General features: G+C 71.0%; 11 protein-coding genes and 1 pseudogene. 4 read left to right on the forward strand and 8 right to left on the reverse strand.

Going from position 1 to position 13,154, the window contains the following annotated elements; genetic code table 11:
• Nucleotides 1–146 precede the first annotated feature (146 nt).
• Nucleotides 147–1,490, forward strand: a complete 1,344-nt coding sequence (gene allB / locus ABR737_RS36105) for an allantoinase AllB (protein WP_350255331.1) — start codon at nt 147–149, stop codon at nt 1,488–1,490.
• 113 nt (nt 1,491–1,603) lie between these two features.
• Here allB and ABR737_RS36110 read toward each other — a convergent pair whose 3' ends face one another.
• From ABR737_RS36110 to ABR737_RS36135, 6 genes and pseudogenes are all read right to left on the reverse strand, one after another.
• Nucleotides 1,604–2,284, reverse strand: coding sequence for a thiaminase II/PqqC family protein (locus ABR737_RS36110; protein WP_350255333.1), 681 nt, complete (start codon nt 2,282–2,284; stop codon nt 1,604–1,606).
• A 125-nt stretch (nt 2,285–2,409) separates the two neighbouring features.
• Nucleotides 2,410–5,097, reverse strand: coding sequence for a glycoside hydrolase family 84 protein (locus ABR737_RS36115; RefSeq protein ID WP_350255335.1), 2,688 nt, complete (start codon nt 5,095–5,097; stop codon nt 2,410–2,412).
• A gap of 318 nt (nt 5,098–5,415) precedes the next feature.
• Nucleotides 5,416–5,943: an MmyB family transcriptional regulator gene (locus tag ABR737_RS36120; RefSeq protein WP_350255337.1), complete on the reverse strand. Its 528-nt coding sequence runs from the start codon at nt 5,941–5,943 to the stop codon at nt 5,416–5,418.
• A 122-nt stretch (nt 5,944–6,065) separates the two neighbouring features.
• Nucleotides 6,066–6,122 (reverse strand): annotated as a pseudogene (locus ABR737_RS36125) (hypothetical protein); the annotation flags it as partial.
• 387 nt (nt 6,123–6,509) lie between these two features.
• Nucleotides 6,510–7,253 carry a hypothetical protein gene (locus ABR737_RS36130; RefSeq protein WP_350255338.1) on the reverse strand — a complete coding sequence of 248 codons (744 nt, stop codon included), beginning with the start codon at nt 7,251–7,253 and terminating at the stop codon, nt 6,510–6,512.
• Between the two features lie 361 nt (nt 7,254–7,614).
• Nucleotides 7,615–8,331, reverse strand: coding sequence for an SDR family oxidoreductase (locus ABR737_RS36135; protein ID WP_350255340.1), 717 nt, complete (start codon nt 8,329–8,331; stop codon nt 7,615–7,617).
• A 131-nt stretch (nt 8,332–8,462) separates the two neighbouring features.
• On the opposite strand from ABR737_RS36135, the gene ABR737_RS36140 reads away from it, so the two are divergent.
• Nucleotides 8,463–9,278, forward strand: coding sequence for a helix-turn-helix transcriptional regulator (locus ABR737_RS36140; RefSeq protein WP_350255342.1), 816 nt, complete (start codon nt 8,463–8,465; stop codon nt 9,276–9,278).
• 162 nt (nt 9,279–9,440) lie between these two features.
• Here the strand turns inward: ABR737_RS36140 and ABR737_RS36145 are convergent, their stop codons facing one another.
• Both ABR737_RS36145 and ABR737_RS36150 read right to left on the reverse strand, forming a co-directional pair.
• On the reverse strand, nt 9,441–9,668 hold the full coding sequence (locus ABR737_RS36145) for a DUF6126 family protein (RefSeq protein ID WP_350255343.1): 228 nt from the start codon (nt 9,666–9,668) through the stop codon (nt 9,441–9,443).
• A gap of 37 nt (nt 9,669–9,705) precedes the next feature.
• On the reverse strand, nt 9,706–10,332 hold the full coding sequence (locus ABR737_RS36150) for a helix-turn-helix domain-containing protein (protein ID WP_350255344.1): 627 nt from the start codon (nt 10,330–10,332) through the stop codon (nt 9,706–9,708).
• A 335-nt stretch (nt 10,333–10,667) separates the two neighbouring features.
• Here ABR737_RS36150 and ABR737_RS36155 point away from each other — a divergent pair, with 335 nt between their 5' ends.
• Entirely contained in the window at nt 10,668–12,083 is a 1,416-nt protein-coding gene (locus ABR737_RS36155) for an amino acid permease (RefSeq protein ID WP_350255346.1), read from the forward strand.
• A 416-nt stretch (nt 12,084–12,499) separates the two neighbouring features.
• Nucleotides 12,500–12,949, forward strand: a complete 450-nt coding sequence (locus ABR737_RS36160) for a ribonuclease domain-containing protein (RefSeq protein ID WP_350255347.1) — start codon at nt 12,500–12,502, stop codon at nt 12,947–12,949.
• Nucleotides 12,950–13,154: the final 205 nt, after the last annotated feature.

The following is a 13,154-nucleotide window of genomic DNA, read 5'->3' on the forward strand; positions in this document are numbered from 1 at the left end:
TCGTTCAACAGATTGTTGAATTTGTTGTCTTCCTGCATGTCGTTCCCGCGTGGCCGCGTGCCCCGGACGCCACGGCCCCTTCGCGGCGGCCGTGCGCCCCGCACGCCCGCACGCAACGATGAAGTCAGAAACGAGGAGGGGACCGGGTGTCCGAAACAGAGCTGGTGCTGCGCTCCACACGCGTCGTCACCCCGCAGGGGACGCGCGCCGCGTCCGTCACCGTCGCGGGCGGCACGATCACCGCGGTGCTGCCGCACGACGCCGAGGCTCCGGCCGGGGCGCAGGTCCGGGACTTCGGCGACGACGTCCTGCTGCCCGGCCTCGTCGACACCCACGTCCACGTCAACGACCCCGGCCGCACCGAGTGGGAGGGCTTTTGGACCGCCACCCGCGCGGCCGCTGCCGGCGGTATCACCACCCTCCTGGACATGCCGCTCAACAGCCTCCCGCCCACCACCACCACAGACCACCTCGACACCAAGCGCGCGGTCGCCCGCAGCAAGGCCCATGTCGACGTCGGCTTCTGGGGCGGTGCCGTCCCCGGCAACGTCAAGGATCTGCGTCCGCTGCACGACGCCGGTGTCTTCGGCTTCAAATGTTTCCTCTCCCCCTCCGGCGTCGACGAGTTCCCCGAACTCGACCAAGGCCAACTGGCCGCCGCCCTCGGTGAGATCGCGGGGTTCGGCGGCCTGCTGATCGTGCACGCCGAGGACCCGGGCCATCTGGGCGCGGCCCCCCAGCCGCACGGCCCGAAGTACGCCGACTTCCTCGCCTCCCGCCCCCGCGCCTGCGAGAACGACGCCATCGCCGGGCTGATCACGCTCGCCCGGCGGCTCGACGCGCGGGTACACGTCCTGCACCTGTCCTCCAGCGACGCGCTGCCGCTGATCGCCGCCGCCAAGCGCGAGGGCGTCAAGATCACCGTCGAGTCCTGCCCGCACTTCCTCACCCTGACCGCCGAGGAAATCCCGGACGGCGCAACGGAGTTCAAGTGCTGCCCGCCGATCCGCGAGGCCGCCAACCGGGACGCGCTGTGGGAGGGGCTGGCCGACGGCACCCTCGACTGCATCGTCTCCGACCACTCGCCCTCCACCGCCGATCTCAAGACCGCCGACTTCGGCGCGGCCTGGGGCGGCATCTCCTCACTCCAGCTCGGCCTGCCCGCCATCTGGACCGAGGCCCGCGAGCGCGGTCACACCCTCGACGACGTCGTGCGCTGGATGGCCGCCGCGCCCGCGGCACTGGCCGGCCTCGGCCACAAGGGCGCCATCGAGCCAGGGCGGGACGCGGACTTCGCGGTCCTCGCCCCCGAGGAGGCCTTCACCGTCGACCCGCGGGCCCTCCAGCACCGCAACAAGATCACCGCATACGCCGGAAAGACCCTGCACGGTGTCGTACGGTCCACCTGGCTGCGCGGCCGGGAGATCCACGACGGCACCACCCTCGCCGCACCCGCCGGCCGACTGCTCGAACGGCCGCAGCGCGCCTGACTGCCGCCGGCCCGCCAGGCCCCTGCCGGCGCAGGAGTGCCGCCGAGGCCCGGCGACTGCCGCGCGGGCGGGGCGGGCCTGCACACCGGCGGTACCGAGGCCCGCAGCCCCGATCACTCGGCGACGCAGTTCCAGAACATGAGTTCATACGCCTGGAGGAGGCGGCCGTAGCGGTGCGCCGTGGCCGGCCGCGCCTGGCCGGTGTCGAGGCCGTGCTGCACCGCCTCGCGCGCCTTCTCGTCGACGGCCGGTGCCGGCCCGGCGAAGAAGCCGAAGAACTGACAAGCCTCCTCGGGGAAGGCGTAGTGGTCCCGCATCGCGGCCTCGACGATCGCGCAATAGCCGCCCCACGCCGCGAAGTTGGCGGTCAGCGCGATCGCCACGTCGGCCGGCTCACCGCCGAGGGCGAGCCGCGCCGCATAGGACGGGTAGGCCTGGCAGCCGGGACGCGGCTGGTACTCCGCGATCTGCCGCTCGCTCAGCTCACAGGCGTCCGCCAGCCCGGCCAGCTGCTTCATGGCCAGCGCCTCGCCCTGGGCGAGCAGGTCGAAGAAGTCGGCCACGGGCGGATCGCCGTCCGCCCGCCGCGCCAGATGCTGGAAGCTGAGCCGGTCGGCGCTGATCACATGATGCTGTTCGAGGGCGAAGGTGGCGAACACGGAGCGTGGCGCCGCCCCCGCCCCGATCCGCGAGACCAGCCGGTTGGCATCGGTGTCCGGGGCGAGGGAACGGACCGCGTCATCGAGCACGGCGGCCGCGGTCGGACGAGGGGCATCGGGCGCGGGTCGGGCCATGGGTCGGTCTCCTCCGGGGCGAGGGCGGCGGCCAGAGCCTCAGAGTAGGGCGCACGGCGCGGACCGACGGCCCGATGACGCGGCCCGTCAGGAAAAGGTGGTTCCCGTCAGCCCCTCGGTTCCCCTCAGTGCAGTATCACCTCATTGACCGCGGGTGCCGCCGCCCCGGCCCGCCAGGCCAGGCGCACGCCGCCGATCGCGCCGTCACCGGCAGGCAGCCGCGTATAGGCCCCGGACAGCGTGCCGAGCGTGCGCCAGGCACCGCCCGTACGGACCTCGACCCTCGCCGCCCCGGCGGGTGCGCCCTGCGGCCGCAGGACGGTGACGGACCGTGCGGTGCGGGGCACGTCGGGGGTGAACTCCAGGGCCTCATCTTGCTGCGCCGCCCGCGCCGCGTGATAGGCGGTCGCCGGGTCACCGTCCCCCGCCGACCGCAGCGCACTGCCGGCCGCCGCGGGCGGGCCGCCGGCCACCGTCGCCGCCTCCGCCCCGGCCACCGCGAACTCCCGGACCACCAGCCAGTTGTCCTGCGCCGCAGTGGCCCGTGCGCGGACGTACCGGGCCGTGGCCCCGGCCGGCGGCTCGGCGCTGACCTCGGCCTTCCCGTCGAACGAGGCCAGCGGATGCCAGTTCTTGCGGTCCGACGAGTACTCCAGGGTGCCGTGCCGCAGATAGTCGTCCGGGCTCCCGCTCTTGCCCATCGCCAGCCGTACGGTGCCCAGCGGACGCTCCGCATGCAGATCCAGCTCCACGAAGGAGCCGGCCTTGGGCGCCGCGCCGCTCCAGAAGTAGGTGGCGTCATCACCATCGGTCATCCGGGACACCGCGTGGTCCTGGTAGACGTCCAGATCCGTCGCCCCCTTCGGACGGCCGACGATGCCCAGCGACGCATCGTGCGCCGCCACCGCCTCCTCGGCGAAGGTGTCCAGCACCCCGTCCGCCACCAGCACCGGAACCCTCTTCCCCGACATGTCCACATACACGAACGAGGTGGCGGTCTTCACCAACTCCGGTATCCGCTGCCGCAGTTGCCAGGCCTTGGCACCGTCCCCCGCCCTGGTGGCCTCGATCAGCTGAAGGGCACTGCGCGCAGCGATGCCCCAGGCCCGGGTGGCATCCAGCCAGGGCCCGCTGTCCTTGACGAACCCCTGGTCGGCGAGCCGGTCCCGCAGTACCCCCGGTGCGTCCTGCAGGTTCCGCAGCGCTCCGTCCAGCCGTCGCGCATCGCCGTCCCCGCCGAACTGCTCGATGGCGGCGGACAGTTCGGGTGCCTGCCGCGGATTGAGCGACGAGGCGTAGTGGGCATCGGCGAAGACGCGCAGCGCCCGTGCCGTACGGGCGTCGCCGCCGGCCAGCTCCGCGATCGCCGCACCCCAGGAGGTACGGGCGTCATACGCCGTGTCGTTCCACGCGTAGTCCGCCACCGTGTACAGCGCGAGCTTGGACGCGGCGGGCTGGATCATCGGATTCGCGGTGATCCCCGCCAGCTGCTCCGGCAGCCCCTTCTCCCGGCCGTTGAACGGCCCGAGCAGCAACCTGTTGGTCACATAGTCATTGACCGGGTAGTTGTCCCAGGTCAGGATCCGGTGCCCGAACACCTCCCGGGCCTGCCGCGCCTGGGCGACGGTCATCGTGGGCGCGATCACCCCCACGCCCGTCCACTCGACCAGCACGTCCTTGTCCAGCCGGGCGGCCAGCGCCTTCTTGTACGGCGAGGGCTTCACGTCGTAGTACTCGGTGGGCACCATCTGCAGCGGCTCGGCCCCCGGGTGCTTCGCGATGAACTCCTGCTGGACGCGGTTGAGCAGATGGGCCTGCGCCGCCCCCGCCGCCCCGCCACCGGTCCCGAACGCGTCCTTGTCCGCGGCGCAGTTCCAGTCCGTGTAACTGATGTCGTCCAGCGGCACCGCGAAGGTCCGTACGCCGATGTCCCACAGCGTCTGGAACTTGGCGGTCAGCGCCCGCAGATCCGCGTCGGAGCTGTAGCAGACGGACAGCCCCGGGGAGAGCGCATAGGTGAACTCCACATGCCGCGCGTGCGCCCGGTCCACCAGCTCCTTGAGCTGCGCGAGCCGGTCCGCGGGGTAGGGGTCGCGCCACTTCGCCCGCAGATAGGGGTCGTCCTTGGGCGAGTACACATAGATGTTCATCTTGTGCTCGCCGTAGAAGTCGAGCTGGTCGAGCCGGGCCTCGTGCGACCAGGGGGTTCCGTAGAAGCCCTCGATGACACCGCGCAGCGGGGTGGCCGGCCAGTCCCGTACGGCGGTGCCCTGCACCCGCGCGCCCGGCCGCTCCCGGTGCGGCAGCAGCTGCCGCAGTGACTGCGCGGCGTAGTACGTACCGGCGGCGTCCTTGCCGGACAACGCGATCCGGCCTCCGCCGACGGCCAGCGCATAGCCCTCGGCGGGCAGCCCGTCCGGCCCCCGGGCCCCCAGCGCCCGCAAAGCCCGCGACGCGCCCGCCCCGTCCACATACACCGCCAACTGCCCGTCGTCCGGGGTCCTTTCGGCCCTTACGACCCGCTCCGCACCGGCGTCCTTGAGCGATTTCTCGACGACGGCCAGTGCCGGGGCATCGGCGTCCGGCCCGGCGACGACGGTCACGGAGCGGGTGATGGTGACCCGGTCGGACCGGTCCCGGACGGACCGGGGCGTGGGGGAGAGGAGACGGGAACCGGCAACTCCGGGGGTGTCCCGGGGGCCGTCCTGCCCCGCTTTCCCGCCGCCGCCCGGCGGCCCGGCCATACCCGTCAGAGGGATCACGGCCAGGGCCACGGCCAACGCGGTGGCCGCCGCGGTGCGCGTACGGTGCATCCTTCGGTCCTCCTCGGTGCGGCGAGGTGCAGGGACGAGTCATGCGAGCCTTCGCGCCAGCAGGCTTCCCCTGCCCACCGCACCGGGGCAATGGACTTTCGGACCGAAGAGATGGACGTTGCCGCGCCTGTGCCGGCCATTTGCGGCGCATCGCAACCAATTGGGGCTTTGTGTAGGGCCGTAAGGTCGTAGGGCCGTATGGCCCTTGGCAATTGAGGCGGTGAACACAGGGGGCAGACAGGGGTCCGGTTGGAGAGCCTTGAGCGGGCAGCGGGCAGCGGGCAGCGGGAGCGGGCAGCGGGCAGCGGGCAGCGGGTGCTACGGCCGTCCCTCGTCCTCCTCCGTCGCACGCTCCTCTGCCGCAAGGAGCCGCAGTGCCGTGTCGTCCTTGCTGCCGGGCCGTGGGAAGTACACATACAGCACATACCCCTCGGGGCCGGCGAGTGCGAACGTCTCGAAGTCGAGGGAGAAGACGCCGGCATCTTCGACCGCGAGCCGTTTCCGGCCGGCCACGCGGTCGTAGACGTCGTGCGAGTCCCACAGGGCGCGGAACGTCTCGCTGCGTTCCCGCATGCGCGCCACGAATCCGTCGAGTTCTGCGGGATGGCCCGCTGCGGTGGCGCGCAGACCGGCGACGGCCTGAAGGGCGATGTCGTCCCAGTCGGGGTACACGACGCGGGCGCGCGGGTCGAGGAAGGTGAACTCGATCAGGTTGTGCCCCGGGCTCCAAGCCGGGTTGACCCGGGCCGCGAGGGCGGTGCCGGCCAGTACGTCGCGACGCGGACCGACGACGAAGGCGGGCAGGTCAACCCACCGCTCCAGCAACACCAGCACTCCCGGCCGCACGGTGTCGACCGGGCCGGGCCACTGCCACCCGCCGGGGCGAGTGACGGCGACACCAGGGACCAGAGGTAGCTCCGCTCGGTGTCGTCCAGGCGCAGCACGCGGGCCGGCGCCTCGACGATCTCGCGGGAGGGGTGCCGGTCGCGGCCCTGCTCGATGCGCGTGTAATAGGAGGGGCTCACGCCCGCGAGGAATGTGGACCTGAAGCCTTTTCAAGCAGGTCACGTTGCAAATGAGTTGGCACAGGCCGAAGACGAAGGTTGCGCGCATCTGGCGGCGAGTTCGTCGTCGTGGCGAGCCATCGGGTGCAAGATCACCTGACACCTGCAAGACCGTGCCGCCATGCGCCCAACTGCCGAGCCAGAGAGGGGATCTCGTTCCGGGGTGATCAGTTGACGAAGCCACCCATCACCTACGAGATCCGCGTCGGCCTCGAGCTTGGTCGACCTCAACTCGCCTGCAGAAATATGCGCTTGAGGTGACTCCGGCTCCGATCTTGTTCTGAAGTACTCAGTGACTGACGGCTGCGACGCCGTCAGCTTGCGTGCGAGCACGTGCGCCACACCTCGTCAGTTCCGGCGTGGGCGCGTGGTCAGGACCTGTGCCGGTACGGCTGCGCGTCCCTCGATCACGTCGTCGAGCCCGCGACGGATCCGACCTCGGGTCGCGATCAGCTCGAACAGGCTCGCTCCCGTCACGAGCACACCGACCGCACCGACCACCACGCCCAATACCTCACGGCCGTCGGAGAGCCGGGCATAGGTGACGTGGGTGTCGACCTGGCTGACGAGGATGCGGACCGTACTGCCGGGCTGGGCGCTGACGGGCAGCTTCTGACCGTTCTCGTGGATGCCGTTGACGGTCCAGTCGCCGAAACAGTCGGTACCCTCGCCGCCGGCGTCGGCGTGGCACTTGGTGACCTTGGCGTTCACCGGGATCGCCGGAACCAGCGCCGGGGCGAGGACGTTCGCTGCCCCGGAGAGCGCGAAGACCCCGCAGAAGACGCCGAATCCGACGAGGTAGCCGGGCCTGCGACTGAAGCGGGGGCTCCGGTAGTGGGAGAGGCCGACGACGCGCGTGGTGGGCATCGCGCGTATCAGGGTGATCGGGACCAGCAGTGTCGGCGCGAGGAACCGGGCCACGTTCCACCCAGTAGTCGGATGGAGCTCCCCGACCGGCCAGGAGACGATGGAGAGCGCCAGCAGCGCCCAGAATGGTACGGAGAGGATGCGCCGCAGCATGCGTGCGACGCGCGCCTTGCGTGCCGCCTCCTCCGTCGGCAGCGTCCGGCCGCCCTGTTGATACATGGACATGGGTACTCCTGGGCGCACCGGCAAGGGGGTCCTGCTGCCGATGGACAGTCACTCGCCCGCCTCGCCATCTCGTCGCCTCGTCTGGTCTCGTCATGTGGGCAAGTTTTCAGCGTAACTGAGGCCCTTTCATCTTCCGCTGAAGGCTGGAATGGGCCGGTATGTGCTGGTCAGCGGGCTGGTGGCGCGGCAGGGCGGGCCCCTCCTTGCCGGCGTGGTGACGCCACTCAACACACCGGCGGACAGAGGGGCCCTGTTGATTCCGTATCCGGGTTGGTTCCGTATCCGGCCGCGCCGGTGTGCGCTCGCGTCGCGCCGGCATGCCGAGCGCACCCATGCGTGGCGGAACGCCTGGCATGACCGATCACCAGGGCACGGGCATTCCGTCCCAGGAGAAGAAGCCGCCGGTGGGGCCGTCGTCCGGCAGCAGGGCCAGGTGGAGGGCGCCCTGCGCGGCCTCGGCGGGGTCGCCTCCGGCAGCGGCGGCCCGGGGGTTGAGATCGGTGGCCCGGATGCCGGGGGCGAGCGCGTTGACCTTGAAGCCGTCCTCGGTCAGCGTCTGGGCGTAGAGGACGGTGAGGGCGTTGAGGGCGGCCTTGGACGACCGGTAGGCGGCGGCGCCGCCGCTTCCCGGGGGGAATTGAGGGTTGGGGGTGGTGCTCCAGTTCAGCGAAGCGGTGCCACTGGAGATGTTGACGATGCGCGGCCGCGGGGACCGGCGCAGGGCGGGCAGGAAGGCATTGGTCACCGTCACCACGCCGAACACGTTGGTCTCGTAGGTCCGCCGGTACTCCTCGACGCCGGTGTCGGCCGGCGTCGCGAGTGACGGTGAGATGCCGGCGTTGTTGACCAGCACGTCCAGGCGGTTCACCTGAGCCGCGGCCTGTGCGATGCCGTCGGGATCTGTTACGTCGAGGACCAGCAGGCGGGCCCCGGCGCCGATCTCCTCGACGGCCCGCTGCCCGCGATCGGGGTCGCGGGAGCCCACGTACACGGTGATGCCCTCTGCGGCGAGAAGCCGGGCGATATGCTTTCCGATGCCCTTGTTGGCACCGGTGACCAGAGCTGAGCGTTCGTTCATGGCCACCAGGTTTCCCTGGTCGTGGGAGCCCTGCCAGGGACAGCCTGTACCAGGCAGGGAGGACCTGTACCAGGCAGGTGGGGGACCTGCACCGGGCAGGGAGGCCTGTACCAGCGGCGGGAGGAAGGGACATGGCGCGGCAGGAGTTGGCCCACTACCTGCGGGACCGCCGGGCGGCCCTGCGCCCGCACGAGTTCGGCCTGGCGGAGACCGGCACCGCCCGCCGTACACCGGGTCTGCGCCGCGAAGAGGTGGCGGAGCTCGCGCACATGTCGGTCGACTACTACACGCGGCTGGAGCAGGCCCGGGGGCCGCGGCCCTCGGCCCGGATCCTGGACGCGCTGGCCCGCGCACTGCGGCTCACGCCGGCCGAGCGCAGCCACCTGTTCCGCCTGGCGGGATCGAGCGCGCCGCCCGGCGTCAGCGCCGTACGGCGGGTGCGCCCGCACGTGGCCCGGATGCTGGAGCGGCTGCCGGAGACCGGCGCCGTCGTCACTGACGCGGCGTACGACGTCATCGCCTGGAACCCCCTGGCCCGGGCACTGCTCCGCGCCGGCCCCGGAGGCGGGACGACGAACCTGGCCCGACGCCGCTTCCTGGGCCAGGAGCGGATGCCCGAGAGCGCCGGCACCGAGGAATTCGGGCACATCGTGGTGGCGCGGCTGCGCCGGGCCACGGACCGCTACCCGCATGACCCGCAGCTGGCCGCCCTGCTGGCCGAACTGCACGCCGGCAGTGAGGAGTTCCGGCAGATCTGGCAGGAGCGCCCGGTCCACGCTCCCGGGCACCGCACCAAGACCCTGGACCATCCGGAGGCCGGTGCGCTGCGGTTGAACTGCGACGTCCTGCTCGTGCCGGAGGACGACCAGGAGGTCGTCCTGATGACGGCCGACCCCGGATCACCTGCCGCGCGGACCCTGCGCAGGATGGCCGGGCAGGCGACCTGAAGCGATGGCCACGCAGGCGACCTGAAGCGAAGGATGCGCACAGGTCTCGCCGGCTGTCGCAGAGCGCCGCAGCACCTACCTGTTCGCCGGGGTGTGTGCCCCTCTCGACGCCGAGGCTTTCCACGCCGCCTGTCCGCGCGGGCTCCAAGGCCCGGCGCAGCGTCACCGTGACTTGGCGACGATCACCAAGAAGCTCATGAACGCCAACAGCACATGCGTCGCCACGACGTAGAGGAACACCCGCACATACACCCCGCGCGGTGGTTTGCCCTCCTTGTACGTCCGAGCGGCGGGTGCCGTCCCGGGCAGCGGATCCGACGGCGGCGGCTCTGACGGCAGCGGCTCCGACGGCGGCGGCACGGGTACGGCAGGAATGGTCTGATCGGGCACGATGCACGGTCCTTCCGTCAAGAACGGCGCCCAGGGCTCACAGCCCGCGGCGCCTCGCGTCGTCGCCGAGGCACCACTCGGCGGCCCCGCTCTGCAACAGCGTGTGGACGAACAACAGCTCGGTCCCGCCCGGGGAGGCGGCCGAAATGCGGTGTGGCGTGAGCGAGTCGAAGTGTGCGGAGTCACCCGGGTCCAGCACGTGCACCGCCGCGCCGAGCGTCAGCCGCAGCTGCCCTTCCAGGACGTACAGCCACTCCTCGCCCGGATGCACCCGCACCAGATCACCCTGCGTCCGCTGCGGCACACGGACCCGCAGCGCCTGCATCGCCCGCCCGGCTCCGCCCACGGTCCAATACGTCCAGCCGCCGACCTCCGACGGCTCCGTACGGTCCGCGCGCAGGACCGGGTCCCGCTCCGGCGCGGTCTCGCCGAGCAGGTCGGATACCGTGGTCCCGTAGGTGCGGGCCAGCGCCAGCAGCACCGGCAGCGACGGCTGCCGCTGACGCGTCTCCAGCCGCGACAGGTGCGCGGGCGAGAGTCCCACCAGCCGGGCCGCGGTCTCCAGCGTGAGACCACTGCGTCTACGCAGGTCACGAAGGCGCGGCGCAACGGTGGACAAGTCCCCCGGCGGAGCGCCGACGGGCTCGTCGGGAAGGTCGGTCATACCCCCTGGTATAGCGATCCTTCGCCCACTGGGCAAAAGATTTGCCTCTCAGGCAAAAGCGCCGGCTCTGCTTCCGACCTGCTCCGACCTGCTCCGACCTGCTTTCGGCCTCCTGGCCGCCTCCCGTGCCCAACATCCGCACTCCCATGAGGTCCTGGGCGGATGTTGCCGTCCCCGGACCGGAATCACGGCCACCGGCCACTGTCTTTGCGTGATGACATCTTCACCACAAGTGAAGGAACCGTCCGGATAGCGGGCGTTCACCTCATACGTGCACGCGCGTCTTCAAACTCGTCTGGCTCACCGCACGTCTCAACCAATGAACAGGCAAGACCATGAGCCGGACCATCACCCCGCCGCCCCAGGGCTCCCCGCAGCCCGTACAGAACGGCGAGGCCGTACTGTCGCACGGCCTCAAGCAGCGCCATCTGTCGATGATCGCGCTCGGCGGTGTCATCGGCGCGGGGCTCTTCGTCGGCTCCGGGGTCGGCATCGCCGCGGCCGGACCGGCCATCGTCCTCCTCTTCGCGGGGACCGGCGCGCTGGTCATGCTGATCATGCGGATGCTCGGCGAGATGTCCGCGGCCCGGCCCTCCACCGGCTCGTTCTCGGTGCATGCCGAGGCGGAACTCGGCTCCTGGGCAGGGGCTACCTCGGGCTGGATGTACTGGCTGATGCTCTGCGCCGGCGTGGCCGCCGAGGCCACCGCGGCGGGCACGATCATGCACACCTGGGTGTCGTTCATCCCCGCCTGGGGCTGGGTGGCGATCTTCATGGTGTTCTTCTGCGCCAGCAACCTCACGGCGGTCAAGAACTTCGGCGAGTTCGAGTTCTGGTTCTCCGCCGTCAAGGTCACCGCGATCGTCGCCTTCCTGGTCCTGGGGGTGCTCGGCATTCTCGGGGTGTTCGGCAGTGCGCCCGGTACCAGCCATCTCACCGGCCACGGCGGCTTCTTCCCGACCGGTGCGGCCGGGCTCGCCGCCGGCCTGCTGACCACCATCTCCGGGTTCGCGGGTCTGGAGACCGTCACCATCGCGGCGGCGGAGTCCGATGACCCGAGCCGGAACGTGGCCCGTGCCGTCCGCACCGCCGTCTGGCGCATCGCCGTGTTCTACATCGGCTCGATGGCCGTGGTGGTCACCCTGGTGCCGTGGAACAACCCGAAGGTCGCCACGGACGGCCCGTACGTCACCGTGCTCGACCGGCTCGGTATCCCGGCGGCCGGCACGATCATGCAGATCGTGGTGCTGGTGGCGCTGCTCTCCGCGATGAACGCCAACATCTACGGCTCGTCGCGCATGGCGTACTCCCTCGTCCACCGGGGCCAGGGGCCGCGTTTCCTGGCCAAGGTCACCAGGGGTGTGCCGGCCGCGGCGGTGCTGGCGTCCTGTGTGTTCGGCTTCGTGGCCGTGATCGCCGGGATCGTCTGGCCGACCACGGTGTTCGCCTGGCTGCTGAATATCGCCGGCTGCTCGGTGCTGGTCGTCTGGTCCATCGTCGGCCTCACCCAGCTGAAGATGCGCCGCCGCCTGGAGCGCGAGGCACCCGAACTGCTCTCGGTGCGGATGTGGGCCTTCCCCTACCTGACCTGGCTGGCTTTGGCCGCCATCCTGGGTGTCTTCGCCGTCATGGCCGCCAGTGCGGACGGGCGCCAGCAGCTCGCCGGCACGGCCGTCGTGGCCGCTGCGCTGGCGGGTGCGGGCCACTTCAAGCAGCGCCACGACGACCGGCAGGCCGCCCTCGGCGCCTGAACCGGGCACCCGGCGGGGGAGTTCGGGGCGTCCCTTAGGGGCGCCTCGGAAGCCGGGGCGGGGAGTTCGGAGCGTCGCCGAGGGGGCCTCCGGGTCCTGATGGGGCACCCCGGAGGGTCCTCATGGGGCACCCCGGAGGGTCCCCATGGGGCACCCATGGGGCCCCGAGTAGGGTGCCTCGGGCCCGGGTGGGGCGGCACCTCGGGGCGGCCCCGGATGGGGCACTGTCGAGTCCTCAGGTCCTCCTGCCCTCCGGTCCTCCTCCGAGTAGCGGAGGCGCCCCGCGCCAGAGGTGGGACGTGGGCGCAGTATGGGGAGAATTGGGGCAGTTGGTGGGCCTGGTGTTGTGAACTCCCGGAAAACTTCCGCCCGTTGGCATTGACAGGATCATGTCTACGCGCGTCATTCTGGATGGCATGAGAATCCCCCCACGGATTACCAAGTTCGGCGCCGTCGGCGCCCTCGCTTCGGCCCTTCTCATCGGCGGGACCGCGGTCGCCGCCACACCTGCCGTCGCCACGACCCACCCGGCCACCTCGTACGCCGCCACGGCGCATGTCGCGTCCGTCCACGTCAAGGACGTCGGCAAGACCTGCTACTCGAAGCTGCCCTCGCAGGCCCACGACACCCTCGATCTGATCGCCAAGGGCGGGCCCTACCCGTATCCCAAGGACGGGACGGTCTTCGACAACCGGGAGGGCATCCTGCCGTCCCAGAGCTCGGACTACTACCACGAGTTCACCGTTGTCACTCCCGGCTCGCCCGACCGCGGTGCGCGACGCATCGTGGCCGGCGAGAAGAAGGACGAGGACTACTACACCGCCGACCACTACAAGACGTTCGACCTCGTCGATCGCGGCTGCTGACGGCCCGCGGCGGGTTGCTGTGCGGCCGGCTCGAGATGCCGTCGGGCTGAGCGGCTGCCCACACGAGGTGCCGCAGCGCAGCACGCCACAGCGGAGCTGACGAACAGCGAAGCAGCAGATCGCACGAAAAGCGAGACAGCGAAATAGCGACACAGCAGCACAGTGATACAGCGAAACAGTGGAAGAGCGAAGAGTGAGTGGCGGG

Origin of the sequence: Streptomyces sp. Edi2 (genome assembly GCF_040253635.1) — a bacterium.
Taxonomy (GTDB): Bacteria; Actinomycetota; Actinomycetes; order Streptomycetales; family Streptomycetaceae; genus Streptomyces.